The 26,416-nt window shown below is 72.9% G+C and carries 31 protein-coding genes and 1 pseudogene; 17 read left to right on the top strand and 15 right to left on the bottom strand.

The genetic code is table 11. The features are described 5' to 3' along the window. Positions 1 to 24: 24 nt before the first annotated feature. Both ACIF6L_RS26885 and ACIF6L_RS26880 read left to right on the top strand, forming a co-directional pair. Complete coding sequence (locus ACIF6L_RS26885) at positions 25 to 342, top strand: hypothetical protein (protein WP_396490247.1); 318 nt, start codon at positions 25 to 27, stop codon at positions 340 to 342. After that, positions 339 to 1,367: an iron-containing redox enzyme family protein gene (locus ACIF6L_RS26880; protein WP_396490249.1), complete on the top strand. Its 1,029-nt coding sequence runs from the start codon at positions 339 to 341 to the stop codon at positions 1,365 to 1,367. The genes ACIF6L_RS26885 and ACIF6L_RS26880 overlap by 4 nt, the downstream gene beginning before the upstream one ends. Before the next feature lie 207 nt (positions 1,368 to 1,574). Here ACIF6L_RS26880 and ACIF6L_RS26875 read toward each other — a convergent pair whose 3' ends face one another. Next, positions 1,575 to 1,871, bottom strand: coding sequence for a methyltransferase domain-containing protein (locus ACIF6L_RS26875; RefSeq protein ID WP_396490251.1), 297 nt, complete (start codon positions 1,869 to 1,871; stop codon positions 1,575 to 1,577). A 49-nt stretch (positions 1,872 to 1,920) separates the two neighbouring features. Further along, positions 1,921 to 3,015 (bottom strand): YihY/virulence factor BrkB family protein, encoded by a 1,095-nt coding sequence (locus ACIF6L_RS26870; protein ID WP_396490253.1) that lies wholly within the window; start codon positions 3,013 to 3,015, stop codon positions 1,921 to 1,923. 298 nt (positions 3,016 to 3,313) lie between these two features. Here ACIF6L_RS26870 and ACIF6L_RS26865 point away from each other — a divergent pair, with 298 nt between their 5' ends. Further along, positions 3,314 to 4,441: a YbdK family carboxylate-amine ligase gene (locus tag ACIF6L_RS26865; RefSeq protein ID WP_396490255.1), complete on the top strand. Its 1,128-nt coding sequence runs from the start codon at positions 3,314 to 3,316 to the stop codon at positions 4,439 to 4,441. Positions 4,442 to 4,735: 294 nt separating this feature from the next. On the opposite strand, the gene ACIF6L_RS26860 is transcribed toward ACIF6L_RS26865, so the two are convergent. After that, positions 4,736 to 6,331 (bottom strand): CHAD domain-containing protein, encoded by a 1,596-nt coding sequence (locus ACIF6L_RS26860; protein WP_396490257.1) that lies wholly within the window; start codon positions 6,329 to 6,331, stop codon positions 4,736 to 4,738. A 177-nt stretch (positions 6,332 to 6,508) separates the two neighbouring features. On the opposite strand from ACIF6L_RS26860, the gene ACIF6L_RS26855 reads away from it, so the two are divergent. After that, positions 6,509 to 6,907: a DUF4440 domain-containing protein gene (locus ACIF6L_RS26855; protein ID WP_359811885.1), complete on the top strand. Its 399-nt coding sequence runs from the start codon at positions 6,509 to 6,511 to the stop codon at positions 6,905 to 6,907. A gap of 81 nt (positions 6,908 to 6,988) precedes the next feature. On the opposite strand, the gene ACIF6L_RS26850 is transcribed toward ACIF6L_RS26855, so the two are convergent. From ACIF6L_RS26850 to ACIF6L_RS26840, 3 genes are all read right to left on the bottom strand, one after another. Then, on the bottom strand, positions 6,989 to 8,074 hold the full coding sequence (locus tag ACIF6L_RS26850) for a Ku protein (RefSeq protein ID WP_396490259.1): 1,086 nt from the start codon (positions 8,072 to 8,074) through the stop codon (positions 6,989 to 6,991). A gap of 215 nt (positions 8,075 to 8,289) precedes the next feature. Continuing rightward, positions 8,290 to 8,751, bottom strand: coding sequence for a DUF5709 domain-containing protein (locus ACIF6L_RS26845; protein WP_352295487.1), 462 nt, complete (start codon positions 8,749 to 8,751; stop codon positions 8,290 to 8,292). 109 nt (positions 8,752 to 8,860) lie between these two features. Further along, entirely contained in the window at positions 8,861 to 9,025 is a 165-nt protein-coding gene (locus tag ACIF6L_RS26840; RefSeq protein ID WP_396490261.1) for a hypothetical protein, read from the bottom strand. A 354-nt stretch (positions 9,026 to 9,379) separates the two neighbouring features. Here ACIF6L_RS26840 and ACIF6L_RS26835 point away from each other — a divergent pair, with 354 nt between their 5' ends. From ACIF6L_RS26835 to ACIF6L_RS26815, 5 genes are all read left to right on the top strand, one after another. Continuing rightward, positions 9,380 to 9,688 carry a hypothetical protein gene (locus ACIF6L_RS26835; RefSeq protein WP_396490263.1) on the top strand — a complete coding sequence of 103 codons (309 nt, stop codon included), beginning with the start codon at positions 9,380 to 9,382 and terminating at the stop codon, positions 9,686 to 9,688. A gap of 94 nt (positions 9,689 to 9,782) precedes the next feature. Continuing rightward, complete coding sequence (locus tag ACIF6L_RS26830; RefSeq protein WP_396490265.1) at positions 9,783 to 10,427, top strand: SRPBCC family protein; 645 nt, start codon at positions 9,783 to 9,785, stop codon at positions 10,425 to 10,427. Positions 10,428 to 10,617: 190 nt separating this feature from the next. Next, positions 10,618 to 11,268: a winged helix-turn-helix domain-containing protein gene (locus ACIF6L_RS26825; RefSeq protein WP_359839568.1), complete on the top strand. Its 651-nt coding sequence runs from the start codon at positions 10,618 to 10,620 to the stop codon at positions 11,266 to 11,268. Next, the gene (locus tag ACIF6L_RS26820; protein ID WP_396490267.1) at positions 11,265 to 12,002 is read left to right on the top strand and encodes an SRPBCC domain-containing protein; all 738 of its coding nucleotides are present in this window, start codon (positions 11,265 to 11,267) and stop codon (positions 12,000 to 12,002) included. The genes ACIF6L_RS26825 and ACIF6L_RS26820 overlap by 4 nt, the downstream gene beginning before the upstream one ends. A 50-nt stretch (positions 12,003 to 12,052) precedes the next feature. Beyond that, the gene (locus ACIF6L_RS26815) at positions 12,053 to 12,625 is read left to right on the top strand and encodes a dihydrofolate reductase family protein (RefSeq protein WP_396490269.1); all 573 of its coding nucleotides are present in this window, start codon (positions 12,053 to 12,055) and stop codon (positions 12,623 to 12,625) included. 86 nt (positions 12,626 to 12,711) lie between these two features. On the opposite strand, the gene ACIF6L_RS26810 is transcribed toward ACIF6L_RS26815, so the two are convergent. After that, positions 12,712 to 13,416 (bottom strand): SDR family NAD(P)-dependent oxidoreductase, encoded by a 705-nt coding sequence (locus tag ACIF6L_RS26810; RefSeq protein WP_396490271.1) that lies wholly within the window; start codon positions 13,414 to 13,416, stop codon positions 12,712 to 12,714. A gap of 90 nt (positions 13,417 to 13,506) precedes the next feature. Between ACIF6L_RS26810 and ACIF6L_RS26805 the strand changes: the two genes are divergently transcribed. Further along, positions 13,507 to 14,109 (top strand): TetR/AcrR family transcriptional regulator, encoded by a 603-nt coding sequence (locus ACIF6L_RS26805; protein WP_396490273.1) that lies wholly within the window; start codon positions 13,507 to 13,509, stop codon positions 14,107 to 14,109. Between the two features lie 29 nt (positions 14,110 to 14,138). Here ACIF6L_RS26805 and ACIF6L_RS26800 read toward each other — a convergent pair whose 3' ends face one another. Further along, positions 14,139 to 14,483: a YkvA family protein gene (locus tag ACIF6L_RS26800; protein ID WP_352295504.1), complete on the bottom strand. Its 345-nt coding sequence runs from the start codon at positions 14,481 to 14,483 to the stop codon at positions 14,139 to 14,141. 230 nt (positions 14,484 to 14,713) lie between these two features. Between ACIF6L_RS26800 and ACIF6L_RS26795 the strand changes: the two genes are divergently transcribed. Both ACIF6L_RS26795 and ACIF6L_RS26790 read left to right on the top strand, forming a co-directional pair. Next, complete coding sequence (locus tag ACIF6L_RS26795; RefSeq protein ID WP_396490275.1) at positions 14,714 to 15,376, top strand: VanZ family protein; 663 nt, start codon at positions 14,714 to 14,716, stop codon at positions 15,374 to 15,376. Positions 15,377 to 15,424: 48 nt separating this feature from the next. Continuing rightward, positions 15,425 to 15,691: a hypothetical protein gene (locus tag ACIF6L_RS26790; RefSeq protein WP_359811243.1), complete on the top strand. Its 267-nt coding sequence runs from the start codon at positions 15,425 to 15,427 to the stop codon at positions 15,689 to 15,691. Between the two features lie 14 nt (positions 15,692 to 15,705). Here the strand turns inward: ACIF6L_RS26790 and ACIF6L_RS26785 are convergent, their stop codons facing one another. The 4 genes from ACIF6L_RS26785 to ACIF6L_RS26770 all read right to left on the bottom strand — a co-directional run bounded on the left by ACIF6L_RS26785 (position 15,706) and on the right by ACIF6L_RS26770 (position 17,770). Next, complete coding sequence (locus ACIF6L_RS26785) at positions 15,706 to 16,353, bottom strand: CatB-related O-acetyltransferase (protein ID WP_396490409.1); 648 nt, start codon at positions 16,351 to 16,353, stop codon at positions 15,706 to 15,708. Between the two features lie 139 nt (positions 16,354 to 16,492). Next, a complete protein-coding gene (locus ACIF6L_RS26780; protein WP_396490277.1) occupies positions 16,493 to 16,780 on the bottom strand; it encodes a hypothetical protein in 288 nt (95 codons plus the stop codon). A gap of 61 nt (positions 16,781 to 16,841) precedes the next feature. Further along, complete coding sequence (locus ACIF6L_RS26775) at positions 16,842 to 17,027, bottom strand: hypothetical protein (RefSeq protein WP_396490279.1); 186 nt, start codon at positions 17,025 to 17,027, stop codon at positions 16,842 to 16,844. Positions 17,028 to 17,269: 242 nt separating this feature from the next. Next, positions 17,270 to 17,770 (bottom strand): anthrone oxygenase family protein, encoded by a 501-nt coding sequence (locus ACIF6L_RS26770; protein WP_359839576.1) that lies wholly within the window; start codon positions 17,768 to 17,770, stop codon positions 17,270 to 17,272. A gap of 134 nt (positions 17,771 to 17,904) precedes the next feature. Here ACIF6L_RS26770 and ACIF6L_RS26765 point away from each other — a divergent pair, with 134 nt between their 5' ends. After that, positions 17,905 to 18,855, top strand: a complete 951-nt coding sequence (locus ACIF6L_RS26765) for an AraC family transcriptional regulator (protein WP_396490282.1) — start codon at positions 17,905 to 17,907, stop codon at positions 18,853 to 18,855. A 79-nt stretch (positions 18,856 to 18,934) separates the two neighbouring features. On the opposite strand, the gene ACIF6L_RS26760 is transcribed toward ACIF6L_RS26765, so the two are convergent. Both ACIF6L_RS26760 and ACIF6L_RS26755 read right to left on the bottom strand, forming a co-directional pair. Next, positions 18,935 to 20,386 (bottom strand): DHA2 family efflux MFS transporter permease subunit, encoded by a 1,452-nt coding sequence (locus ACIF6L_RS26760; protein ID WP_396490284.1) that lies wholly within the window; start codon positions 20,384 to 20,386, stop codon positions 18,935 to 18,937. Between the two features lie 131 nt (positions 20,387 to 20,517). After that, entirely contained in the window at positions 20,518 to 21,084 is a 567-nt protein-coding gene (locus ACIF6L_RS26755) for a TetR/AcrR family transcriptional regulator (protein ID WP_396490285.1), read from the bottom strand. A gap of 186 nt (positions 21,085 to 21,270) precedes the next feature. On the opposite strand from ACIF6L_RS26755, the gene ACIF6L_RS26750 reads away from it, so the two are divergent. Further along, on the top strand, positions 21,271 to 22,107 hold the full coding sequence (locus ACIF6L_RS26750) for an undecaprenyl-diphosphate phosphatase (RefSeq protein WP_396490287.1): 837 nt from the start codon (positions 21,271 to 21,273) through the stop codon (positions 22,105 to 22,107). 137 nt (positions 22,108 to 22,244) lie between these two features. Here ACIF6L_RS26750 and ACIF6L_RS26745 read toward each other — a convergent pair whose 3' ends face one another. After that, positions 22,245 to 22,442, bottom strand: coding sequence for a hypothetical protein (locus tag ACIF6L_RS26745; RefSeq protein ID WP_396490288.1), 198 nt, complete (start codon positions 22,440 to 22,442; stop codon positions 22,245 to 22,247). A gap of 193 nt (positions 22,443 to 22,635) precedes the next feature. Here ACIF6L_RS26745 and ACIF6L_RS26740 point away from each other — a divergent pair, with 193 nt between their 5' ends. The 3 genes and pseudogenes from ACIF6L_RS26740 (at position 22,636) to ACIF6L_RS26730 (ending at position 25,986) form a co-directional block, all read left to right on the top strand. Next, the gene (locus ACIF6L_RS26740) at positions 22,636 to 23,796 is read left to right on the top strand and encodes an ROK family protein (RefSeq protein WP_396490290.1); all 1,161 of its coding nucleotides are present in this window, start codon (positions 22,636 to 22,638) and stop codon (positions 23,794 to 23,796) included. A gap of 157 nt (positions 23,797 to 23,953) precedes the next feature. Next, positions 23,954 to 24,289 (top strand): annotated as a pseudogene (locus ACIF6L_RS26735) (NADH:flavin oxidoreductase/NADH oxidase); the annotation flags it as partial. A 17-nt stretch (positions 24,290 to 24,306) separates the two neighbouring features. Further along, positions 24,307 to 25,986 carry a recombinase family protein gene (locus ACIF6L_RS26730; RefSeq protein ID WP_396490292.1) on the top strand — a complete coding sequence of 560 codons (1,680 nt, stop codon included), beginning with the start codon at positions 24,307 to 24,309 and terminating at the stop codon, positions 25,984 to 25,986. Positions 25,987 to 26,416 lie beyond the last annotated feature (430 nt).

The raw sequence follows: 26,416 nt of genomic DNA, 5'->3' as shown, positions 1-26,416 counted from the left end.
CGGCTATGCGAGGAGACAGACGCGATGGAGCGGCGGGACCAGGTGGCGTTGGCCGGAGTCGACGGCGGCACCGGCGGTACGGGCAGCCACGGTCGCGAACTGGTGGCTCTGGTGCGACGGCTCGGGCTCGGGCTGCGCAGCCGGGGCTGGGAGATGGTGCGCGGGGTACGCCCGCGCACGGTGCTGGGCCTGGGGCTGGCCTCGCTCGCCCTGCTGGCGGTCGGGTTGCTGCCCGCACCGGCGACGGTCTTCTGGGTGTTCACCGGCGGCTGGGCGCTGATCCTCGCGGCGTCCTTCGCCGTGCTGCGCCTGTGCGCCGAGGGCTACCGGAGCGGACGGTGAACGCCCTGCCGCGGTCCCGCGGCCCGCTCTCCGAGGCGGTGCTCGACCTCGTCACCGCCGGACCGCCCGCTGCGGGGCGGCTCCTGACCGAACCGGGCCCGCTCACCGACCCGTGGGGCGAGGACCACCAGCTCGCCCTCCACCTCTGCTACGAACTCCACGACCGGGGCCTGTCGGGCGTCGACCCCGAGTGGGAGTGGGATCCCGGCCTGCTCGCCCTCCGCCGCGACCTGGAGCGGGCCTTCCTGGCGGCTGTGCGCGCCGAGGTGGAGCCCGTACGGCCGCTGCCGGAGGCGCTGGAGAGCCTGCTGATCGAGCCGCCGGACGGCTCCGGGCCCTCGCACTTCCTGCTCGCCGAGGGCGAGCGCTGGCAGGCCCGTGAGTACCTGGTGCACCGCTCGGTCTACCACCTCAAGGAGGCCGACCCGCAGCTGTGGCTGGTGCCCCGGGTGCACGGTCCGGCGCAGGCGGTCCTGATGGCGATCGCCTACGACGAGTACGGCGCCGGGCGCCCGGACCGCGCGCACGCGCTGCTGTTCGCGCGGATGATGGCCGACCTGGGCCTCGACCCCGAGTACGGCCACTACATCGACCTGGTCCCCGCGCCCGCGCTGGCCGTGGTCAACCTGATGATGCTCTTCGGCCTGCACCGGGCGCTGCGCGGCGCGGGGGTCGGCCACTTCGCGGCCCTGGAGGTCACCTCCTCGCCCGGCTCGGCCCGGCTCGCCACCGCGCTGGAGCGGCTCGGCGCGGGGCCGGACGGCACGCTCTTCTACCGCGAGCACATCGAGGCGGACGCCGTCCACGAGCAACTGGTGCGGCGTGGCGTGGTCGAGGAACTGGTCTCCGCCGAGCCCGGGTTGGCGGCCGACATCGCCTTCGGGGTGGCCGCCGCAGGCGCGGTCGACGACCGGTTCGCCGCCCATCTGCTCGACCACTGGCGGGCCGGCCGCAGCTCACTGCGCTCACCCCTGCCCGACTCGCCCCTGCCCGGCGGCGTCGGCGCGGCCCCCTCCCGCGGCTGAGCCGGTCCCGGCCGGGGAGCGCGCCGCCGTCGCTGGCTGGTGTCGCAGAACGGGTAGCGGCGGCTCCGCCGGCAGGCGCAGAGCGCCACCACCGGCCGCTCCGAGCGCCGCACGGTGCCGTCCGGCAGTGTGACCTCGACGGGGCCCTCGACCAGCAGCGGCCCGCCCGCCACGACCGTCACCCGGGTGAAGTCGGCCGCGCGCGGCTCACCGCTGCCGGACACCGCGCACCACCGCCAAGCCCTCCGCGCGGTCGCCGGGCGCGATCAGCCCCAGCCGTTCGAACAGGCCGGCGCGCCAGGCGGCCGCGACGGCGCGGCCCGACAGGTCCACGGCGGTGACCCGGGCGCCGGACCCGGCGGCGGCCAGTGCCACCGCCCCCGTGCCGGTCCCGACGTCGAGTACCCGGCTGGTGGGGCCCAGCGGCTCGTGGCGCAGGCTGGAGATGAGCCGTTCGGTGTCGCCCTGGGGCGGATAGACGCCCGGCGGTCTGATCAACAGCATGCCGGGCGGCCGCCCGGCATGCTGTTGATCAGACCGCCGGCCGCTCGGCCTACCGTTGTCCCCCGTCCTCCGGGGGCGCCTGCTCCTCCTCCTCCTCCTCGGGCCAGGTGCTGGTGTCACGCGGGGTGACGTAGGGCTCCCGGTCCTTGGGGAAGCCACCGACGATGGCCCGCTGACGGGAGAGCTCGGCATCGAACTCCAGGCCGAGCAGGATCGCGAGATTGGACAGCCAGAGCCAGACCAGGAAGACGATCACGCCGGCGAGCGTGCCGTACGTCCGGTTGTAGGACGAGAAGTTGGCGACGTACACGGCGAAGCCCGCCGAGGCGGCCAGCCAGATCAGCACCGACAGGACGCTGCCGGGGGTGACCCAGCGGAAGCCGCGGCCGCGGACGTTGGGCGCGGCCCAGTACAGGACCGCGATCATCAGGATCACCAGCACCACCAGGACGGGCCACTTGGCGTAGGACCACACCCGTAGCGCGGTGCTGCCCAGCCCGAGCGCGTGGCCGACCCGGTCCGCGATCGGCCCGGTGAAGACCACGATGACCGCGCTCGCGGCGAGCAGCACCATGAGGAGGAGGGTCAGCCCCAACCGCAGCGGCGTGACCTTCCAGATCGGGCGCCCCTCGGCGATGTCGTAGACGGCGTTGGCGGCACGGATGAAGGCGCCGACGTACCCGGAGGCCGCCCAGAGCGCGGCCACCAGGCCCAGCACGGCGAGGACCGAGCTCGGGCCGCTGTTGTCCCTGAGCTGGTCGACGGCGTTGCGCAGGATGTCCCGGGCCGGGCCCGGTGTGAGGTGCTGGAGGTTGTCGAGGATCGCGTCGGTCGCGGAGCGGCCGATCACACCCAGCATCGCCACCAGGACGAGCAGGGCGGGGAAGATCGCCAGCACCCCGTAGTAGGTGAGCGCCGCCGCCCGGTCGGGGAGCTCGTCCGCGAGGAACTCCCCGCCGGTGCGGCGCACGACGGCCCGCCACGAGCGGCGGGGCAGATCGGACGGGCTCCGCGGGGCGGCGGGGGCGCTGTCCGGTCCGGTCGGCTCGGGGCCGGTGTCCGGTCCGGAACGGCCGGTCGGCCCGGGCGGGGGAGGGGTCTCGGGGCCGTCGGACGGGTGGGTGGGCTCGGGCGCGGGTTCCATGCGGCGCGCCTGCCCCGGACCGGCCGCCTCAACCGCTGCGGCCGCCCGCCGGTGTCGGCGGCTGCGGCGCGTGCGGGAAGCCCTGCTACCGGACCGGTTCCCTCCCGGCCGGGGGGCATGGCCCGCCCCTGCCTGGGCAGGTTCTCTGAGCACGGCAGGTGGCCGGCTCCACGAGCCGGCGATCGTGCGTGGCCCTCGTCCTGCCTCGTGGCCCCGTCTCCTGACCGACTCCGACTGGCCTCCTTCCTACTGGCCCTCCTCCTGTTCCTACTGGCCCTCTTTGCGACTGGAGAGACCGATGGCGATGACCGGCTCCGCCCCCGGGGACTCCCCGCTCACCTTCGGTGTCGAGGAGGAATTCCTGCTGGCCGACACCCGCAGCCGGGCCGCCGCGCCCCGGGCGGCCGAGGTCATCGCCGACGCGCGGCCGGTCCTGGGCCCACGCGTGCAGGGTGAGTTCTTCGCGAGCCAGCTGGAGATCCGTACCGACCCGGCGTCGACCTCCGCCGGCCTCCGCGCGCAACTGGCGTCCGGCCGGCAAGCGGTGGCGGCCGCCGCGGCCCGGCACGACTGCCTGCTGGTGGCGTCGGCCACGGCGCTGCTCACCCGCCACCCGCTGCCGATCACCGACGCCCCCCGGTACCGGGAGATCGCCCGGCATGTCGGCCCGCTCGCGACCGGCGCCGACGGCGGAGGCGAGCTGAGCGGCCTCCACGTGCACCTCGGCACCTTCGACCGGGCCGAGGCGCTCCGGCTGAGCCACCGCCTGCGCCCGTGGCTGCCGGTGCTCCAGGCGCTCATGGTCAACTCCCCCTTCGCCGACGGCCGGGACCGCAACTGCGCCAGCTGGCGCGCCCTGCAGTACGGGCAGTGGCCCACCGTCGGCCCCGCGCCGGTGCTCGACGAGCGGGGCTACGACGCGCTCGCCGACCGGCTGGTCACCGAAGGCACCGTCCTGGACCGGCGGATGATCTACTGGTACGCGCGTCCGTCGGAGCACCTGCCGACCCTGGAGATCCGGGTCGCCGACGTCAACGCCGACCTCGACGCCACCCTGTTGTTCGCCGTGCTGCTGCGCGGCCTCGCGAGCTCGCTGCTGTACGAGGCCGAGCGGGGCGCCCCGGCACCGGACGTCACCGACGCCCAGCTGGCCGCGGCCCACCGGCAGGCCGCCCTGCACGGCCTGCGGGGGACGGGCGTCGACCCGTCCGGAACGTCCCGCCCGATGATCCAGCTGCTCCACCTGCTGCTGCGGCGCAGCACCCCCGGCCTGGAGGCCCACGGTGACCTCGCGGAGGCCCGCTCACTGCTCGGCGCCGTCCTCGCCAACGGCACCGGAGCCGAACGGCAGCGTGTCTTCCACCGCCGCCACGGCTCGCTCCACCACGTGGTGGACGGCCTCGCCGCCCTGACCACCCGCGCCTGAGGGGCCCGGCCCCGCAGGCCCGGAGAGCCTCGGGGAAGCCCCGCCGGGGCGTCCGCCAGCCTGCTCCCGGGCGTCTGGCAGGACGACGTCAGCGTCGGCGGTAGGTTCTCCTCGGTGACCTTGAGGGAGACAGAGGGCCTGACGTCCATGACGGACGGGGCGCGGACCCGCTGGACAGTGCTGGGCGACACGACTCGGACGCCGCCCGTGGTCATGCTCCACGGGGGCCCGGGCCTTCCGGACCAGCTGTGCGAACGCGCCAGGCCGGACCGGAGGACAGGCCCGGATGGCCGGTCAGTGCCGGAGCTTGTGCCAGGTGCGGCGGGCGGTGGCGAGTTGCTCTCCGGTCCCGGCGCGTTGGAGGGCGTACAGCAGGCCGTAGCCGAAGGTGCGCTGGCCGGCGTCGCCTGCGGCGGCCGCCACCGGGAGGAGCGCCTGTTCGGCGACGACGCCGTCCTGATGGGCGCCGAGGGCCTTCTGGATCCGCTTCATGCGCTTGCCGAAGCGCCGGCCGGCCGTACCGGCCAGCGGCGACAGGCTCTCCGCGGTGTAGCGGGCGCGCTTGGCCGCCTTGCGGGCGCGGTGCAGCGCCTGGTCACGGTCGGTACCGGCGGGCAGGTCCAGCGCGCCGCGCAGCCGTCGCCCGGTACGCCGCTGCTCGCGCTTCAGCGCGCGGCGGGCCTGCCCGGCGCCCCGCTCGGCGCGTGCCCGCAGGGGCGGCGCCGCGGCGAATTCGTCGAGGGCGTCGAGCAGCGCGTAGTACCGGCGCCCGTCCATCGCGTGGACGGCGGCGCGGTGGGCGCGGGCGTAGCGGTGGTCGAACCAGGCGGAGATCCGCTCGGCGACCTCCCCGGGCCGGGCCACCGGCGGCAGGTCCCCCGCCTGAGTGCCGAGCCGTTCGCCGAGGACTTCGGCGTCCCGGGCCTTCCCCAGCACCTTCCCGAGCCAGCGCAGTTCCTCGGCGAGGTGGTCGGTGGTGGCGCGGTCCAGCAGGCGGCGGTGCGCGGTGAGCACGCTGCGCAGCCGGCGGACGCTCACCCGCATCCGGTGCACCGAGTCGGGCCGGTCCAGGCGGACGGCCGGGTCGAGGTCGTGGAGTGTCGCCGTCTGCTCCCGCAGGTAGGCGGTGAGGACGGCGCCGACCGACCCGGCGGGCGGCGCGGCGGGCCGCCGGTCCGGCGGCAGGCGGTCGGCCAGCAGCCGGCCGAGCTTCGACGGCGCGGCCGTCCGGCGGAGTCCGTCCTCGCGCAGCCGGCGATCGACCGCGTCGAGGAGGTCGGGCCCGCCGTCGACCAGTTCCACCTCGGTCTCGGTCCAGGTGACGAGTTCGGTGCGCGGCCCGGACCCGTCGGGCCGGGCCGCCGCCTGCGGGCCCCGGGGCCGGCTCCCGTCGAGGTCCTGGCCCTCGTCGAGGTTCTGGCCCTCGTCGAGGAGCCGGCCCGGGTCGAGGATCTGGGCGGACACCTCGTCCTGGGCCAGTTCGGCCAGGGTGCGGTGGCCGGCGTCGAGCAGCAGGGTCCGGTCCCGGCGGGTGCGCAGGTGGGCGACCGGCGCCAGCCGGCTGCCCCGGGCGGCGCCGCGGGTGCGGGTCACCAGCTCCTCCGGCGGCCGGCGGGCCGTCCCCGCTTCGAGCGGAAGCCGCAGCTCGGTGCGGTGCCCGTCGGGGTGCGGGATCTTGAGGTGCCAGCCCGCGTCGTGCCCGCCGGTCCGCCTGCGCACGGTGATGCCGCCGCGCAGGAGCCGCAGGTCGGGCGTGTCGTAGTAGACCGCGTCCAGGATCTCCGCGGTGCCGGCTGCGATCTCGGCCACGCCCGGCAGCCCGTCGGGGGCCAGCGCCCGGCTCGGGGCTCCGTCGTAGCTCTGTTCGGTCTCCTCGTGGACAGTCGCCATGGAGGTCGCCTGCCCGGATCGGGCGCACTCAATCGCGCGGCCCGTGGTCCGGAGGCCCTGTCCGGACCCGCCGGATACAGACCCGCCGCGGCCCGCCTGCGAGCCCGGGCGCCCCGAGTGGTGGCGGCCTGCCGAAACCGGCGGTGCGCGGCGGCCCGCCGGTGCTAGCGTCGCGCCATGTCCAAGGCTGAGATCGACACGCTGACCGCCGAGTTCTTCGGGTCCTTCGACAACCGGGAGGGCCGGGTCGCCGATGTCGCCCGGGTCCGCCGGCTGATGATCCCGGGCGGCGTGATCGTCCTGACCGGTCCGGCGTTCACGGTGTACACCGTGGAGGAGTTCGTCGAGCCCCGCGAGCGGCTGCTGACCGAGGGCCGGCTGGTCGAGTTCTCCGAGTGGGAGGTCTCCGAACACACCGAGATAGCGGGCGACATCGCGTCACGGTTCGGCGAGTACCGCAAGTCCGGGATCCTGGACGGCGAGCCCTTCGAGGGCGGCGGCACCAAGACCATCCAGTTCGTCCGGACCCCGGAGGGCTGGCGGATCGCGGCGTTCTCCTGGTTCGACGCGGTCTGAGCGCGGTGGTGGTCCCAGTAAGGGGACGGCCCGCGCGCGGGGGCGGCCGGACCAGGACCGCCGTGGTAGGGCCCGAGGGCGTCAGGAGACCGCCTTGAGCCGGCGGCCGGACCGCGCCTTGCCGACGGCCTCCTGCAACTCCTCACGGTTCATGGTGGAGCGGTGGGGGATGTCCAGCTCGGTGGCCAGCTTGTAGAGCCCGGCCTTGGTGAGTTCGGACAGCTCCGACGCCTCGGCCGCGCCGGCGGGCTTCGAGGTGGAGCCGCCGGAGGCGGTGCTCCTCTTTCCACCGGTCTTCTTTCCACCGGTCTTCGCGGGAGCCCGGTCCTGACCGGAGGACGCGGTGCTCCGGGAGGACTTCTTCGTCGCCTCCGCGGAGTCGCCCTTGCCGGCGCTGTCGAGGCTGCGGCGCAGGGCGTCCATGAGGTCGATGACGTTGGTGGCCTCGGGGGCCGGGCCGCTGGACACGGCGATCTCGCGGCCGGCGAGCTTGTCCTCGATGAGCTGTTTGACCTGGTCCTCGTAGGTGTCGTGCCACTCGCCCGGGTCCCAGTCGACGGCGAGCATGCCGATGAGCTGCTCGGCGGTCTTGATCTCCTGGGTGGACAGCTCGACCTTCTCGGGGAGGTCGTCGATCTCCCGGCGCGGGTCGCGGACCTCGTCGGCGAAGTGCATGGTGTGCAGTTCCAGTAGGCCGTTCTCGGAGCGGATGGCGGTCAGGTACTCCTTGCCGCGCATCGCGAACATCGCCAGTCCGACCTTGCCCGCGTGGTCGAGGGACTCCACGAGGAGGGCGTAGACCTTCTGGTACTCCTTGCCCTTGGGGCCGAGGTAGTAGGTCTTGTCGAAGAAGATCGGGTCCACCTCGGCGAGGTCGACGAAGCCGGCGATGTCGATGGTGCGTGAGCGGCCGGGGGAGATCTGCTCCAGCTCGTCCGGCTCCACGACGACGTACTCGCCCTCGGCGACCGGGTAGCCCTTCACGATCTCGCCGAAGTCGACCTCCTTGCCGGTGCGCTCGTTGACCCGCTTGTTGCGGACGCGGTCCGAGGTGCCGCGCTGCAGCTGGTGGAAGCGCACGTCGTGGGACTGCGTCGCGGTGTACAGGGAGACGGGCACGGTGACCAGGCCGAAGGTCAGGACTCCGGTCCACACGGGTCGGGCCATGGCGGCTGTCCTCTCTCGCCCCCGTCGGCGGCCCGCCGGCGTCCGCGCCGGACCGCTGCTCCGCGTGCGGTGACGGGCCTGCGGGCGCCGCCGCCTACTGGGCCCCGCTCGGAGGCACGACGACGCCCTACCTGGTGTGTGGACAGCCGCTCACCTGCTCAAACCCCGACGGGACAGGTATGACGGGCCGTGTTCGATCCCGCTGCCCAGCGTGCTCACTCCTCGTCGGGCACGATGTGCATGGCCGCCTCCTCGGCGCCCGCGGCGCCGCCGTCGATGCCGACGTCGGAGGCGAACATGCCCTTGGTGGTGTGCGCGTGAGCCCCCTCGTCCGGTGCGACGAGCCGTCCCGCCCGACGGTCGCCGGCCTCGGCGTCCAGCAGCTCGCCCTCCCCGCCCGGCAGGTCGCCGATGCCGTCGCCCTCGCCGTCGGCGACCTCGGGCAGCTCCCGGGCCAGCCGCGCGTCCAGGCTCTCGCCCTCGCGCTGTTCCGCCGGGGTGGTTCCCGCGCCGGTCACGCCGAGCGGCTTCTCCGGCGGTGAGTACCCCTCGTCGAGGATGTCGTCGTACGTGCGCTCGTCCAGTGCGTCCTGGAGGTCGAGCGGCGTCGCGTCCTCCTGCTCGTCGTCGCCGCCGACGGGCTGGTAGACGTCGTCACCCCTGCTGTGGTCAACCATGAACAACTCCTGACTCCTGTGGTCCGGGGCTGGGAACCGGACGCGCCGGCTGCCCGGGGCGCCCACCCCCTGGTGCGAAGTGGGGCGCGCGCCCCGGTCTGAGCCCCTGTCAGGGCGCCTGGGTGTCCGCCGCCGGCGGCTCGGGCTCCTCGTCGTCGCCGTCCTCCGCCTTGGCGCGGACGTCCGCCGGGGTGGGGGCCACGATCGAGCGCTCCTCGGCGGACCGCTCGCGGGTCTCCTTGTCCGGCTCCTCGGTGTCGTCGGGTGTGGTCATGGCCGCGGTCCTCTCTTCGGTGTGTCCGACAGCAGTACCAAGCGCTTGCCCGGAGTGCCTGCTCCCACGCCGGGTGTGATCCCGCTCAAGCGAGCTAGATGGTCAAGGTGTTGTTAGAAGCTATCACTAACACTATTGACCCTCAGGGTCGTTCTGCGTTACAACTTCTAACGAACACGTGAGCATCTATCTATCTCAGCCTGGCATGCGTGGTGCCGCCGTGCACTCCGCCGATCCAAGGAGACCATCATGGCCGCCACGGTCCAGTCGCCTTACGCCCGCGAAGACCGGCACGAAGGTCGGCAAGAAGACCGGCGCGAAGGTCGGCGTGGAGGCCGGCCCGTCCCGAGGTCGGTGACGTTCGCCGCCTGGGCGGTTCCGCTGCTGGTGGTGGGCCAGTTCGCGCTGCTCGCCGTCCTCCCGGTGGTGCTCGCCCTCGTCGGCGCCCTCCGGTCCGTCCGTGACCGGGCGGTGCGGCGGGCGGTGTTCCTGCTCGCCGCCGCGTACGCCGCCCCACTGGTGGTGTGGCTGGTCCGGCCCGACGGGGCGCAGAGCCTGTCCAAGGACATGCACCCCGGGTTCGCCGGGCTGATCGTGGCGGCGTCCGCCGTCCTCCTCGCCACCCTCCACCGGGCCCGGAAGCAGCGCCGCCCCGGCCGGTGAAGCGCTCCACCGAACACCGCCCGCCGCGCCGGGCCCGATGCCCGCCGCGCACCCGATGGGCCATGTCCGCCTTACGACCGATCAAGGGAACCCCATGTCCGGCATTCGCAGCACCTGCCTCCGTGCCGCCCTGTGCACCGTCCCGCTCGTCGTCGGCCTGCTCGGCGCGGCCGCCCTGCCCGCCGGGGCCGCCACCGGGCCCGGCTCCCGGCCCGGTGCGTCCCTGACCTGCGGCGGGAAGGGCGTCGACCCCGACGCACTCGTCCGTCACCGGACCGAGACCATGATCCACGCGCCGCTGGGCGTCGTCTGGAAGCTGCAGACCGACGTGGAGCGCTGGCCGGCCTGGCAGCCCCCCGTCACGACGGCGGACCGCCTCGACGACGGCCCGCTCCGCAGGGGTTCGGCCTTCCGGTGGACGACGCCGGTGCCCCCGAACCCCTCGACCCCCGCCACCAGTCTGGTGATCACCTCGACCGTCGAGCAGCTCAAGCGCGACTCCTGCATCCGCTGGACCGGCCCAGCGATCGGTGCGGGCCTGCACATCGACGGCGTCCACGTGTGGAACTTCGTCAAGGTCAGGGGCGGTGTCCTGGTGCGCACCGAGGAGACCCACACCGGGCCCGAGGTCGATGCGAACGTGCCCGCCGCGACCGAGATCCTCGCGCAGGGCCTCGAATCCTGGCTGCGCGACCTGAAGAGCACCGCCGAGGCCCGAGCGCACGGCCTGTCGTCCTGAGCGGCCGTACGAGCTCGGCCGTACTGAGCCTGCCGGCGAACCGTCGTCCCGCCCGCGCTCCGGCGCGGGCCGGACGGCGGTCGCGTGTCCGGCCCCGGCGGTCACGAGAGCCCCGGGACCTTGCTCGCAGCCGCTCACCGACAGATTCTCTTGTCTTGACAAAGAATTCTGTCGGAAGCATTCTGGAGGGGTGCTGGACGTCGCTGTGATCGAAGAACCCGCCGCGGCCGAGGCTTCCCTGGACCCGATCCGGTCCCGGATCCTCGCCGCCCTGGCCGAGCCCGGCTCGGCCACCATGCTGGCCGGCCGCCTCGGGCTGCCCCGGCAGAAGGTCAACTACCACCTGAAGGAGCTGGAGCGTCACGGGCTCGTCGAACTCGCCGAGGAACGGCGTAAGGGCAACGTCACCGAACGGGTGTACCGCGCCACCGCCGCCTCCTACGTGATCTCCCCGCTCGCCCTGGCCGCCGTGCGCCCGGACCCGGCCCGCTCGCCCGACCAGCTCTCGGCCCGTTGGTTGCTGGCCCTGGGGTCACGGCTGGTCCAGGAGGTCGGGCAACTGCTGACCGGCGCCTCCCGGGCCGGCCGGCGGGTCGCCTCCTTCGGCATCGACGCGGAGGTGCGGTTCGCCTCGGCGGCCGACCGGGCGGCCTTCGCCGAGGAACTGTCCCGGACGGTGGCCGCCCTCGTCGGCCGCTATCACGACGAGAGCGCGCCGGGCGGCCGGACCCACCGGGTGGTCGTCGGGCTGCACCAGATCCCCGACCCGGCCGGGCCGCCGGGCGCCACCGGCGCGCCCCCGGCGACGAACTCCGAAGCGGCGGAGGAGGACCGACGATGACGCACCCGTTCGAGATCGAGCTGGAGACCACGCTGCCGGCGAGCCCTGAACAGGTCTGGGAGGCGATCGCCACCGGCCCGGGGATCGACTCCTGGTTCATGGGCCGCAACGAGGTGGAACCGCGTGAGGGCGGCACGGCGGCCATGGAGACCGGCGGCCACCGGGAGGAGGCCCTGATCACCGCCTACGAACCCGGCAAGCGGCTGGCCACCCGCACGTCACCCGGCGAGGACGGCCGCTTCATGGCCTTCGAGTACCTCATCGAAGGCCGTGGCGGCGCCGCCACCGTCCTGCGCGTCGTCCACAGCGGCCTCCTCGGCGACGACTGGCAGGACGAGTACGACGCGCTGCGCCGCGGCTGGCCCTTCCACCTGGGCACGCTGGCCCAGTACCTGACCCACTTCGCCGCCCGCACGGCCGTCCCGGTGTTCGCCGCGGCGCCGACCGGCCGGCGGACGGCGCAGGACGTCCGGGCGGCCCTCGCCGGCGCCCTGTCGCTGCCCACCCCGGTGACCGTCGGCGCCCGGGCGCAGGCCGAGCCGGCCGGCCTGCCGCCGCTGGACGGCGAGGTGGTCTGGGCCGACGACGAACGCTTCGGACTGCGCACGGCGGACGGCCTCTACACCTTCCACCACGGCGCCGGAACGGCGTTGATGTTCCACCACCTGTTCGGAGCGGACACCGACGGAGCCGAGGACGCCTGGCAGCGGTGGCTCGTACGAGTACTCGGCTGACCGCCGCCCGGATATCCCGACCACACCCGAGAACGACACCGAGGACCACCATGCGCACTCTCATCAGCACCGCGTTCGTCTCCCTCGACGGAGTCGTCGAGGCGCCGGGCGGCGAGCCCGGCTACCGCAACTCCGGATGGACCTTCAAGGACGTCGAGTTCCTCCCCGAAGCCTTCGAGATCAAGGGGCGCGAGCAGGAGGAGTCCACCGCCATCCTGCTCGGCCGCACCAGCTACGAGGCCTTCAGCCCCGTCTGGCCGGACATGGCGGAGTTCGCCCGCTACCGGACGATGCCGAAGTACGTCGTCTCGACCACGCTCACCGAGGACAAGCTGGTCACGAACTGGGGCGAGACCAGCATCCTGCGCTCGCTGGACGAGGTCGCCGCGCTCAAGGAGACCGAGGGCGGCCCGATCATCGTCCACGGCAGCGCCACCCTGAACCACGGCCTCTCCGACGCCGGCCTGATCGACCGCTACCACCTGCTCGTCTACCCGCTGCTGCTCGGCGCCGGCAAGCGCCTGTTCAGCACCACGGACAAGGACGCGCAGAAGCTGCAGCTCGTCGAGCACGAGGTCTACTCCAACGGCCTCCAGAAGCAGATCCTCGACGTCCTCCACTGACCGGCCACCCCCACCCGGCCCGCGCCGCCCCCCACCCCGTCCCGCCCGGCGGTCCTTGCCGGGCGGGACGGGGTGGACCCCGGGGGCTACCAGGGGACGGCTTCGCCGTGGAGGTCCAGGAACTGGAGGCCGGGGGTGCCGGCCTGGGCTTCGAGGACGTCGACGACGGCGGGGATGCTCTCCCGGGGGTCGAGCGGCGCGTCGAAGCCGCCGAGTTCCGTCCGGTTGTGGCCGGGGTCGATGAGCAGCTTGGTCCGGCCGTCGCCGGCCTGGCGGGTGGCGTAGCTGCGCATCAGCTGGTTCAGGGCGGCCTTGCTGGCCTTGTAGAGCTCGTAGCCCTCCTCGGTGTTCCGGGTGATGCTGCCCTGGTCGGAGGACATGACGGCGACCGTGCCGCCGGGTACGACGAGGTGGTGGAGGGCGGCGAGGGCGCGCAGTGGGCTCAGCGCGTTGGTGATCATCACCTCGGTGAACTCGTGGGTCGGGACCTCGTCGATCGGCAGGTTGCTCAGGTTGATCGCGGCGTTGACGAAGAGCAGGTCGAGCCGGCGGCCGTCCAGGCGCTCGCGCAGGGCGGACAGCTCTCGCGGGCTGGTCATCTCCAACGACTCGATCCGCAGCCGGCCGTTCCGGGCGTCGGCGATCGCCCGCAGTCCGGCGCTGTCCCGGCGGGTGGTGGCGATCACCTGCCAGTCGCGTCGGGCGAGTTCGTCGGCGAGGACGAGCCCCAGGCCCCGGGAGGCTCCGACGACGAGGGCCCGGCGGGCGGATGCGGTGGGTGTGGCGGACACAGGCGCTCCCTGATGCTTGGGAGGCTCAACCTAGACGAGTCGTTGCGTCTAGACAACAGGGTTCGGGCCGGTCCCGGTACTGTGTCCCGCATGCCCGCCACGAGCTCCGCGCCCCGCAGACCCCACTCCGGCAACCGGCGCGACGAGACCGCACGTCAGGCCGTGCTCCACGCCGCGGACGACCTGCTGGTCGAGCACGGGTTCGGCGCGCTCACCATCGAGGCGATCGCGCGCCGCGCCGGGGTCGCCAAGCAGACGATCTACCGCTGGTGGCCCTCCAAGGTCGAGATCCTGCTCGACACGCTCATCGAGGACACCGAGAAGCAGCTCCCCGTCCCGACCGAGGAGGCGCCCACGGCGGAGACCGTCCGCGCCTACCTGGCCCGGTTCGCGGAGTTCCTCGCCGTCGACCCGGCCGGCCGGGTCCTCCTCGCGCTGCTCGCCCAGGCGCAGCATGATCCCGGGACGGCCGAGCGCCTCCAGGAGCGCTACCTCGGCCCTCGCCGCGGTCGGGAGCGCGAGCTGGTCGTCCGCGGGATCGACGCGGGCGCGTTCTCGCCCGGACTCGGCCCTGACGCCGTCGTCGACGGCCTCGTGGGCCCGGTCGTCTACTGCGCCCTGACGGGGTCGCGCGTCTCCGCCGCCCTGGTGGACGCCCTCGTCCAGGACCTGCTGAGGCCCCGGGCGGGCTGAGTGCCCGCCCGACCGGGTCCGCCCGGGTGCTACGCCGGACCCTCCGGCCGCTGCCTCGGCCGCGCGGCCGCGTAACCGGCCGCGCTGCGGACCGCGGGGCCGACACCCGCCCGGAGCCCGGCCTTGTTCAACGAGCGCAGGGCCACGAGCAGGAAGCCGATGTCATCCAGCAGGATCGGGTCGGGCAGCAGGTCCACCGGGCTGATCAGATAGGCGATGGACGCCCAGAAGAGCACCTTCTTCGACATCGGGATCCCGGCCGAGCCCAGCAGCCTCCGGGCCCGGACCAGTTTGACCACCAGGACGACCGCCACCACCACGGTGACCGCGACGATCCCGCCGGCCACCCACCAGAACACGCTTCCGCCGTCCACCCCGGCCACCTTTCGCTCGAACCGACCACTCCGACCGTTCCCCAGGAACCTGCCCCGCTTTCCGCGGACCGTGCACACCACCGGGCGAACTCAAGCATCGCACCCGTGGTGCGGTCGCCGGGGCGGCCACCGATCCGGCGGCCCCGCGCACGGCAGGAGGACGCGCGGCATGAGGTGGCGCGGCGCGGGTAGGCGGGCGGTCGCGCACCACCTGAGCGGGCGGGGGAGACGTGACGAAAGAGCTGATCGACACGGAAGCCGGGGACGGGCCCCGGGGCGGTGCCCGGTGGGCCCTGGCGGCACGGCTGCGACGTCGCGACCGTCCGGCGCCGCCCGACCACGGGGAACCGCCGATCGATGAGTCGGACGGTGCGCAGGAGCGGGCGCCCGAGCGGCGGTCCTGGGCCTCGGCGGTCGGCCGGTGGCTCATCCTCCTCGCCGCCTTCCTCGCGATGGTCGGCTTCGCCGTCCTCCTGGCCCGCATCACGCTGGTGCCCGCGCCCGGGGCCGTGGGCCGGGTGCACAGCAACCTGCGCCCCGGCGACTCGCTGCGGCACTACCTGCTGCACGCCGTCACGCTGGACGCGCTGCGCCAGGTGGGCGGGAACGTGCTGCTCGGGGTGCCGTTCGGACTGCTGCTCCCGGTGCTGTGGCCGAGGGCGCGCGGCCTGTTCCGGGTGCTGATCAGGACGGCGGCGGTCATGGTGCTGGTCGAACTGGTCCAGGGCGCGCTCATCACCGGGCGGGCCTTCGACATCGACGACGTCATCCTCAACACCCTCGGCGCGCTGCTCGGCTACCTGGTGCTGGGGCGGCGGCTGGTCCGGACGGTCCACCCCGGGCCCCGGACGTACCTTCGCCAGGACAACAGCCCTGAGGGTCAAGGGAATTGACCAGGCCTCGGCCGGTTTGCCGCAGCTGCCACGGGCTAAGCGGTGGCCATGAGAGGAATGAATTCGGCCATCAGAGCAGCGGCCCACATCATCGCAGGCATTCTCGTCGTCTGGATCATCCTGGATCTGCTCAGCGCCAATCAGGGAAACACCGTCGTCGGCTGGTTCCACTCCGCGGCCGACTGGCTCGCCGCCTGGTCGCGCGGGCTCTTCACTGTCTCCAGTCAGACCGTCCAGATCCTGCTCGACTACGGCATCCCAGCGATCGTCTACGCGGCGATCGGGAACCTGGTCGCCCGCCGGGCCGTGGACTAGCGTCCGGCTCCGGATCACGAACCGCCGGGCGGCGCGGCGGCCTCCAGCCCGGCGATGCCGCCCGCCATGATCGTCCGCACGTGCTCGGTGATGTGCGCCGGGGGCCAGTCCCACCAGGCCACCGCCAGTAGGCGGGCGACGTCCTCGGCGCCGTAGCGGGTGCGGATGAGACGGGCCGGGTTGCCGCCGACGACGCCGTAGTCGGGCACGTCGCCGGTGACCACGGCGCCGGCGGCGACGATCGCGCCGTGGCCGATCCGCACGCCGGGCATCACCGTGGCGCCGTGGCCGAACCAGACGTCGTTGCCGACCACGGTGTCGCCCCGGTTCGGCAGCCCGGTGAGCAGGTCGAAGTGGTCGGCCCAGGAGCCGCCCATGGTGGGGAAGGGGAAGGTGGACGGGCCGTCCATCCGGTGGTTCGCGCCGTTCATGAGGAAGCGCACGCCCGTGCCCAGCGCGCAGAACTTGCCGATCACCAGCTTCTCCGGCCCGTAGTGGTACAGCACGTTGCGCGTCTCGAAGGCGGTCGGGTCGTCCGGGTCGTCGTAGTACGAGTACTCCCCGACCTCGATCAGCGGAGACTTCACCAGCGGTTTGAGTAGCACCACCCTCGGGTGCTCGGGCAGCGGGTGGAGGACCGTCGGGTCGGCGGGCGCGGCCATGGGGTGGGTCTCCTCGTCGGCAGGGGGTGTCCGCTCCATGATCGCGGAACGGTGCGTCCCGGAACCAGTCGTTTACCCCCTGCCGCCGTGGCGGCGGGCCCCCGGCCCACCGCGGTGGCGGCGCGGCGGAGGGCGCCGGCTACTGCGCGTTGAGGCTGGTGTGGTTCCACCAGCCCTGCCGGCCCGCCGTGAAGGTGACCGGTCGGCTGCCGATCCGGCCCTCGTACGAGCGGCCCTGGCTCAGCGGGCTCTGCTCGACGACGCCCTTCGGGTCGTTGATGGTCGGGATGGTGACGTCTCGGTGCTCCTGGTACCGGCAGACGTTGCCGGAGTCCGCGGGCTCCGCGAGGTCGGGGGTGGCTCCGGTGCACGACAGCCCGAGCCGGTCGGGCGGTGCTCCGGCGTGTGCCCACGGGCACGGGCGCATACGCGGGCGCGGGCGCTCCGGGGGAGCGCCCGCGCTCTTCGGGCTCCGTCCGCGCCGGCGGTCAGTCGGGCGGCTCGTCCTCGTTCTCGGCTCTGGTGGTCTCCGCGGCCGAGCCGTTCCGGTCGGTGGTCGGCCCTCCGGCCGGGGGCCGGCCCTCCTCGCCACCGGGCGCGGGGATATCGGGTGCCTCCGTGCCCTCGGCGGGCGGCAGGTCGGGCACCTTGGGCGCCGTGCGGGGGTCGCTCACGGCGGGCTCCTCTCGCTCCGTTGCAGCTCCCGGGCGTTCCGGGTCCCTGCGCGGGTGCCCACCGGGCGGTGCTCCATGCGTGCCCCGCCAAGGTTTCGGGCGCGGCCGGCCGCCTCCCGCCGGCCGCGACGGCCCCGCGTGGTCCGGCGACGCGGCCACCCCACCGGGCCCGACGGGCGCGGCGAAGCCGCGGACCCGGTCCGGGGCTTCGCCGTCGGCCGGGTGCCCGGCCCCGCGCACCGTCAGAGCGCGCTCCGCGCGCCGGTCACCAGGGCGGCCAGCAGGCAGCCGAAGCCGGCCGTCGCGGCGACCGTCCGCACGGTGTTCCAGCCCACCCAGCTGCTCTCGAAGGTCTCCCGCACGGCCGCCAGGTCCGGGATGCGGTCGAGCGAACCGGCCGCCGCCAGCTGATCGTTGAGCGGGACGTTCACCGCGCCCGTGACCACCAGCACCACCGTGTAGAGCACCGCCGCCGCGATCAGCCAGGGCAGCAGCCGCCGGTCGCCGCCGCGGAACTGCAGCACCGCGGCGAGCACGGTGAGCGCGAGCGCGCCGAGGAAGACCAGCATGAACCAGCCGTTCAGGATGGCCACGTTGATCCGCTGCATGGTCTCCACGAAGGTCCGGTCGTCGGCTTTGCCGAGCCCCGGCATGACGGAGCAGGAGAAGGCGAAGAACAGACCCGCGCTCAGTCCCATGGCCAGGGTCGCCGCCAGCAGTACCGCACTTCTGAATCCCGCCATCCCACACACTCCCCGTAGTGAACGCCCGCTGTCCGACACCGCCGAGTCAACCGCCCCGGCGGGTGCCCGCACCATCGCCGAGCCACTCGACCGCATACGCGGGCGTCCACACCCGGCGTCTACACTCGGGCGCCATGGACGCACTGGCCGGACTGCTGGCGGGGCCGAGGGCCCGGGGCGCCTTCCTGATCCGCTCGGTCCTCACCCCGCCCTGGGCGATCCGGGTCGAGGACCGGGCACCGCTCACCCTGATCACACCCGTGCGCGGCACCGCCTGGGTGCTGCCCGACCACGGTGCCGCCGTCCGGCTCGCCACCGGGGACGTGGCGATCGCCCGGGGCCCGGACGCGTACGTGCTCGCCGACACCCCCACCACCCCGCCCCGGGCGGTGATCCACCCCGACCAGAGTTCCAGCACCCCGGCCGGCGACGGGCTGTGCGAGACGATGGCGCTCGGTACCCGCACCTGGGGCGATGCCACCGACGGCCCGGACGTGCTGCTCAGCGGGACGTACCAGCTGCGCGGCGAGGTCAGCCGGGGCCTGCTGGAGGCGCTGCCCCCGCTCCTGGTGGTGACCGCGGACTCCTGGCACTCCCCGCTGATCGACCTGCTCGGCGAGGAGATCGGCAAGGACCTGCCGGGTCAGGACGCGGTACTGGACCGGCTGTTGGACCTGTTGCTGATCGCCACCCTGCGCACCTGGCTGGCCCGGCCCGAGTCCGACGCCCCGGCCTGGTATCGCGCCCACACCGACCCGCTGGTCGGTCACGCGCTGCGGCTGCTGCACGGCGACCTCGCCCACCCCTGGACGGTGGCGGGCCTGGCCGCCGAGGTCGGCGTCTCCCGGGCCGCGCTGGCCCGCCGGTTCGCCGAACTGGTCGGCGAGCCGCCGATGTCCTACCTCACCGGCCGGCGGCTGGCGCTGGCCGCCGACCTGCTGCACGACCCGGCCGCCACGCTCGGCTCCGTCGCCCACCGGGTCGGCTACGGCAGCCCGTTCGCCCTCTCCACCGCCTTCAAGCGGGTGCACGGCGTCAGCCCGCAGGAGCACCGCTCGGCCGGACCGGTCGCCGCTGGGGGCTGACCCCGGGGCGACCGGTCCGCGAGGTGCTCCCGCCGGCGCGGTGCTTCCGCTGACGCGGTGTTCAGGGACGCGCTGCTGCTCAGAGCGCGGTGGGCTCCAGGACCGGCGCCTGGTTCGCGGTGCCCGGGTCGGTGCCCTTGCCCCCCGCGGTGGGGCGCCGGGCCGGGAGCAGCAGGGCCGCCACACCGGCGAGTGCCACCGTCACGGAGCCGAGCACGACCGCCGGGTACAGGCCGTCGACGAAGCGCTGCGCGCTCTCGTAGCCGCCCTGGGCGGAGAAGACCGACGACATGACGGCCACGCCGAGCGCCCCGCCCACCTGGCGAAGCGCGCTGTTGGCCCCCGAGGCGATGCCCTGTTCCTGCGGGCGGACGCTGGACATGACCAGGTTGGAGGCGGGTGCGAAGAACAGGGCCATGCCGACGCCGCTGATGATCAGGGCCGGCAGCTGGGCGGCGTACGAGGTGTGCGGGGTGGCCACGGCCGCGATGTAGCCGAGGCCCACGGCCTGGAGGAACAGGCCGGCCGCCACCACCGGACGGCCGCCGAACCGGTCGGAGAGGATGCCGGCGAAGGGGGAGACGAGCATCGGCATGCCGGTCCAGGGCAGCATCCGCAGCCCGGCCTCGGTCGGCGAGTAGCCGAGGACGCCCTGCATGTACTGGCTGATCAGGAAGATCGAGCCGAACATGCCCAGGAACATCAGCAGGCTCGCGGCGTTGATCGCGGAGAAGGCGCGGGACCGGAAGAGCCGCATGGGGAGCATGGGGTTCCTGGCGCGGATGCCGTGCACCACGAAGGCGGCCAGCAGCGCGGTGCCCGCGACCAGGCCGGTCAGCACGGAGGAGTCGGTCCAGCCGTCGGAGGGGGCGCGCACCATGCCGTACACGATCCCGAAGAGGCCGCCGCTGACGAGGAGGGTGCCGGGGACGTCGAGCGTGGCGCCGTCGCCGTGGGACTCGGCGAGGCGGAGGCGGGCGAGCGGCAGGACGGCGAGGCCCAGCGGGACGTTCAGCCAGAAGATCCAGTGCCAGGAGACGTGTTCGGTGAGGCTGCCGCCGATGAGCGGGCCCAGGGCGACCCCGAGTCCGTTGATGGCCCCGAGGATGCCGTAGGCCATCCCGCGCTTCTCGGGGGGCACCGCGGCGCTGAGCAGGGTCAGGGTCAGCGGCATCATGACGGCCGCGCCGACGCCCTGGACGGCGCGTGCCGCGATCAGGGAGTCGATGCCGGGCGCGAGGGCCGCGGCGGCGGAGGCGACCGTGAAGACGGTCATACCGGCGAGGAAGAGCCGCCTGCGGCCGAACCGGTCACCGAGCGCCGCGCCGAACATCAGCAGGACCGCGAAGGTGAGCGTGTACGCGCTCACGATCCACTCCAGGCTGTCCAGCCCTCCTCCGAGGTCCTCGCGGATGGCGGGCAGGGCGGTGGTGACCACCAGGTTGTCGAGGGCCGACATGAATCCGGCGGTACCGGTGATCACGAGGGCCCAGGTGACACCCCCTCGGCGTGCCGTCTGCTGCTGTGACATTGCTTCCCCCCAGCGGTTGATGCGTGTTCTGGATGTAGTTATCGCTTACTAACTTTGCGGCCCGTGACAGACCCCGGATGCCGCGGCGGCGCGGGCCGCCCCGGCGGATCCGGCCGCGCCTACGCCCGCGCCTACGCCTCCGGCGGGACTACGACCTGGTCGAGGCGGATGCCCTCCCAGACCCGGTGTCCGGCCGGGAACCCCATGGCCATCAGGGTGTTGATGAGCATGCCGTAGGCCAGGAACCTCGTGGTCTCGTCGCCGTCGGCCTCCAGCGGGAGGTTCACGGCGTCCCAGAGCTGCGTCCAGGCGGCTCGGACGGTCTCGCCGAACCCGCTGTCCCCGTCCGCCTCGACGGAGGCCACGGCGATGTAGGTCTGCATCTGCATCTGGAGCTTCTCGGGGTCGTCCGCGATCAGCCGCATGTACGCCCTCGCCATGGCGCGCATGGCTTCCTGGCCCGCCAGACCCTTCGCGGCCTCCTCGAACACCCGGCCGGTGTCCTCGATGCAGCGGAGCGAGGCGGCGACGAAGATCGCCTTCTTGCTCGGGAAGAGCCGGAACAGGTAGGGCTGCGAGACGCCGACCCGCTTGGCGATCGCCTCCGTGGAGGTGCCGTGGTACCCGCGCCGCGCGAACTCGGCGATCGCCGCGCGGACCACGCTCTCGCGCCTGTCCTCTGCGCTCATCCTGACCATGCGGGCAAGTTAGTGGGTAATCACTAACTACGTCAACGGATCCGGTGCGGGGCGCCAGCCGTTCGAGCGTCCGAGCCGGTTGGACGGCGCCGCCGCTTACGTCTACATTCCTGTCGTCGTATGCGATGACCCGGAGCGCCGCACCTCGGCCCCCGGGAGAGTGCCGACACCACTGGGAAGGTGCACGTGAGCGCGATCACCGTCGGACAGGCCGTTGTCCTGGGAGTCGTGGAGGGGGTGACCGAGTTCCTGCCGATCTCCTCCACCGGCCATCTGAAGATCACCGAGGGGCTGATGGGCATCCCGGTCGACGACGCCTCCGTCGTCGGTTTCACCGCCGTCATCCAGGTCGGCGCCATCGCGGCCGTGCTGCTCTACTTCCTCAAGGACATCGTGCGGATCGTCTCCGCCTGGGGCCGCGGCCTGGTGAACCGCGAGGAGCGGTACCACCACGACTACAAGTTCGCCTGGTGGGTCGTCTTCGCGACGGTGCCGATCGTCGTGGTCGGCCTGGCCGCCAAGCCCCTGATCAAGGGCCCGCTGGCCTCGCTCTGGGTGGTGGCCGGCTCCCTGATCGTCGGCAGCGGCGTGATGTGGGCGGCCGACCAGATGGGCCGCCACAAGCGCGGCGAGGACGACACCGGCTTCAAGGACGCGATGATCGTCGGCTCCGCCCAGATCCTCGCGCTGCTGTTCCCCGGCTTCTCGCGCTCCGGCGCGACGATGTCCGCCGGCCTGATGCTCGACCTCGAACGGGTGGCCGCGACCAGGCTCTCCTTCTTCCTCGGCATCCCCGCCCTTACCGGCGCCGGCCTGTACGAGCTGAAGGACGCCCTGGGCGCCGGGGTCAGCACGACGCCGCTGGTCGTCGGCACCGCGGTCTCCTTCGTGGTCGCCTACGGCTCGATCGCCTGGCTGCTGAAGTACGTCGCCAAGCACTCCTTCAACGCCTTCGTCGCCTATCGGATCGCCATCGGCGTGATCCTCCTCGGCCTGCTCGGCTCGGGTGTGCTGACCGCCTGACCGCCTGACCCGTGGCCCGGTGTCGGCCGCCGGACCCGCGGCCGGGGCCGGGCGGCGCCCGCACCCGGCGGTGGGGCCGCCTCGGTGCGGGCGGCTGCCGCCGGGTGCTCACGGCGCGATCCCGGTGCCCCGGCGGCTCACAGGTCCGCCCAGTAGGTCGCGCCGCCGGGGCGGGTGCAGCTGCCGTGGCCGGTGGCGACCAGGGCGACGATCGTGTTGCCGCGGCCGTGCTCCTCCGGTGCGCGGCTTGGCTGTGGTGGGGGCGCTGGGCCGCCTGCCGCGTCGCGGATCAGGACGCCGTTTCCGGCGGCTGGGGTCTCGGCCTGGTGCGGCACTGTGTGACCTCGTGCGTGGCCTTCCCGTCCCCGGCCGGGACGCGGGTGCGGGCCCGCCTGGCCGTCGGGCCCGCGACGTCGTAGCCGGTGCGGCCGGGGCCTTCACGGCGGTGAGCGGGCCCGGCACCGGAACGACCCCGGCCGCGTACTTTAATACTGGACAAAGTAAATTATTTGCGAGTACGTTGCGGTGGTGTTCCCGAATCACGCGCAGCCGCTGGTCACGGCCCCGGCCGAGACCGCCGTCCTCGCCCTCCTGCTGGCCGAGAGTCCGCTCAGCAGGGTCGAACTGGCCCGTCGTACGGGCCTGTCCTCGACCGCCGTCACCAAGGCCGCGAGGCCGCTCATCGTCGACGGCTATCTGCACGAACTCCCCCCGGAGCGTACCGCGCCCGGGGCCGGCCGCCCGGTCAACCCGTTGGCCGTCACGGTGGACCGGGAGTTCTTCGTCGGAATCAAGATCAGCGGCGAGGCCCTGTTCGGCGTGGTCTGCGACCTGCGGGCCGGTCTGAGGGTCACCGGCGGCCGTCAGCTGGGCGAGGACCGCGGCCCGGAGGCCGTCTGCGGGCTGCTGGGTGAACTCGTCGAGGAACTCCTCGACGCCGACCCGGTGTTCCGGGAGCGTACGAGGCGCCTCGGGGTCGCGGTCTCCGGTGACGTGGACCGGTCGGCCGGCCTCGTCCGGTACTCCGTCCTTCCCGGCTGGCGCGACGTCCCGCTGGCGGACGAACTGGCGAGGGCGACCGGGCTGAGCGTCACGGTGGAGAACGACGTCAAGGCCCTGACCGCCGCCGAGCACTGGTTCGGCGAGGGGATCGGGACGGAGAACTTCGCGCTGGTCACGATCGGTTCGGGGGTCGGTTCCGGGCTGGTCGTCAACGGCCAACTGGTCACCGGGGCCTATGGGGTCGCCGGCGAGCTGGGGCACATCAGCATCGACCCGGACGGCCCGCCCTGCCACTGTGGCGGGGTCGGCTGCGTCGAGGTCTTCGCGGCCAGCGGCGCGATCCTCGCCTCGGCCCGCGGCGCGACCGGCCGCGCGGACCTCAGCTTCGACGACGTCGTCCGGCTCGCCCGGGCCGGCGACCGGGCCGCCCGGGAGGCCTTCGCCACGGCCGGCCGGGCCATCGGGGTCGGCATCGCCACCCTGGTGAGCCTCCTCGGGCCCGAGCGCGTCGTCGTCACCGGTGAAGGGCTCGACACCTACGACCTCTTCGGGATCCACATCAGGGAGGCGTACGCCGCGCACTGCTTCAAGGCGGCGGCGAAGTGCCCGCTGACCCTGCGTCCGCTTCCGTGGGAGGAGTGGGCCCGGGGCGCCGCCGTCCTGGGCATCCAGGCACTCCTCCCGTAGCGCGGGCGACCGGGCCGGTCCGGCTGTCCGCGGGGCGCTCCGGGGCGGCGAAGGGTCACCCCTTGCCGTAATGAGGCGCGTGCAACTATTGTCGTAAGCAGTAGGGCGTGACTGCAAGTATGTGGATGGCGCCGCCGCCTCATTCAGGAGACCCGACATGAGCACCACTCTCTTCACCCCGTACACCCTGAGGTCGCTGACCGTCCCCAACCGTGTCTGGATGGCGGCGATGTGCCAGTACAGCGCCGTGCCGGACGGCGACGGGGCCGGTGTCCCGACGGACTGGCACTTCACCCACCTCGCGGCCCGCGCCACCGGCGGCACGGGGCTGATCGTCACCGAGGCCACCGCCGTCAGCCCGGAGGGCCGCATCAGCCCGTACGACCTCGGCATCTGGAACGACACCCAGGTCGAGGCGTTCCGGCGGATCACCGCCTTCCTGAAGGCGCAGGGCACGGTTGCCGCGATCCAGCTCGCCCACGCCAATCGGCGCGACTATCATGCCATGGCATGACACCAAATGAGGGGGCGCGGAGGACGTGGCTCCCGTCCGCCCGAAGCTCGCAACTACGGCTCGTCGGGGCCGTTCGCCTGAGCCGTTACACCGACGTATCGACGTCACCAGAGGTTCAGGAGGGGATGGTTCAGGAGACGGGCGACCGTCTCGGCGGTACGTTCGTCGGCTGGGCCCGCGATACCGACGTGTCGGCACTCAAGACGACGCCGTGGGAGCGGGAAGAGCTAAGCGCGTGGCTGAACCAGCCGGACGCCTGGGACGCCATGATCTGGCAGCGCATGGACCGTGCCGTTCGGTCCATGGCGGACATGGCGGATCTGGGCCGGTACGCGAAGAAGCACGGCAAGCGGCTGATCTTCGCGAGCGGGCCCGGCGGGGAGCGCCTGGAACTCGACTTCAGCTCGCCCATGTCCGAGCTGATCATGCTGATTCTGGCGTTCGCAGCTCAGCTTGAAGGCCAGACGATCATGGAGCGCAACCAGGGAGCTGCCGCACATTTGCAGAGCCTCGGACGCTGGCCGGGCGGTGTGGTCCCTTATGGATGGACACCGGTCCGTAAGATCTTCAAGGACGGCAACGAGGGGTGGTGGCTTGCGGCAGACACCGCCACAAGCGAGCCGGACGGTACCGACCGCGAACCTACAATGCCCCACCTACGCAGCATGATCGCACGGGCCATCTCGGGCGACAGCTACAGCGCTGTGGAGGAGTGGTTGACCCGCACAGCCGCGATTACACCCAAGAACCACCGGGCCAGACTGGCCGACCCCCCGCGCCCGCAGGACCCCACCAGCCGATGGCGCGTCACGGTGGTCCGCGAGATCCTCCGATCACCGATCCTCCGGGGATACATCGTCAAGCGAGACGGGACGATCGTCCGAGACGACTCCGGGGCACCGATCCTTCAGGCGGAGCCCGCGCTTGACGACAGCACGTGGTACACCCTTCAAGAGTGCTTGGAACGCCTGACGCGGGAACCGTCGGGAACGCGCCGGCGGGATGCACATCCGATGCTCGGCGTCGTGCAGTGCGAGGTGTGCGAGCGCAACATGTACACCAACTGGGACGTGGCGGCCGACGGCACCCGGCTGCCTACCTTCCGCTGTAACGGTGTCGACCATCCGACTATCCCTGACGCCGTCACCAAGGGCGGGCGCCCGAAGAAGGTACCCGCACTATCGATCCGCCAGGCACCCGTGATGGAGTTTGTTGACCGGGAGTTCCTGCGCGCCTTCGGAAGCTTCCGGCGCACGCAGTTGATCAAGACCGGCGGAGTTGACCACCGCCAGGAGATTGCCGAACTGACGGACGAGGTAGACGAGTTGTCGGGCCGACTCGCCAGACTCCGTGGGGTGGCCGCTGACGCTGTAGAGCGTCAGCTCCAGGCGCGATCAGACCGCCTGGAGCTGCTGAGGTGCGAGCCTGTAATTCCGCCACGTGAGGAGGTGGTCTACCTCGACCGTACGTGGGGCGACGACTGGCGGGCTGCGGAGCCGGGAAGTGCAGCGCGGCGGGAGATGCTGTTGAGTGCCGGCGTGCGGATCATCGTGAAGCCGCCGACGGGATGGCGGCGCCCCGGTGAGGAGCGGCTCGTCTTCGTCGCCGGTGCCCATGACGACCCGGTCGCGGAGGCACTGGACGCGATCCGACGGGAGGAGATGGAGGTCGACTGACCGTCGAAGGGTGCGCCTACCTCCGCCCCGCCGGCCAAGGTGGCCAAAGTGCCCAACTAACCCCTTATTTCTAAACCCTCTAACGCGTGTAAGAGTAAATAGGAAAAGGGCCGTTGTTTGGGCACTTTGGACCCGGGGAGGACGCTGCCCCGGTTCTGACGGTAACGGTCACGTAACGACCGTGGCCTCATGAGGCTCAAATGCCCTCAAAACGGGCTCTGCATGGAACGGCTGCACAGTAACAGCAGTAGGAGGAAGAAGGCCTGCGACGCCGGCGAATGGCGCGGCGCCCGCTTCCCCTCCTTCGACGGCCGGCTGTGCTCCCGAGCGCTCCCCGCACTCTCCTCCGGGTAGAGCCCGGTAGAGCACGCCGGCCGTCCCCGCTGTGAGTCCTGGGAGACGAGGGGGCCTGTAAAGCCCCCGGCGCGGA

This window comes from Kitasatospora sp. NPDC086009 (assembly GCF_044540385.1).
In the GTDB taxonomy this organism is placed as follows: Bacteria; Actinomycetota; Actinomycetes; order Streptomycetales; family Streptomycetaceae; genus Kitasatospora.
Note: the sequence above shows the minus strand (reverse complement) of the source record. Positions and strands in the feature narration are given on the sequence as shown.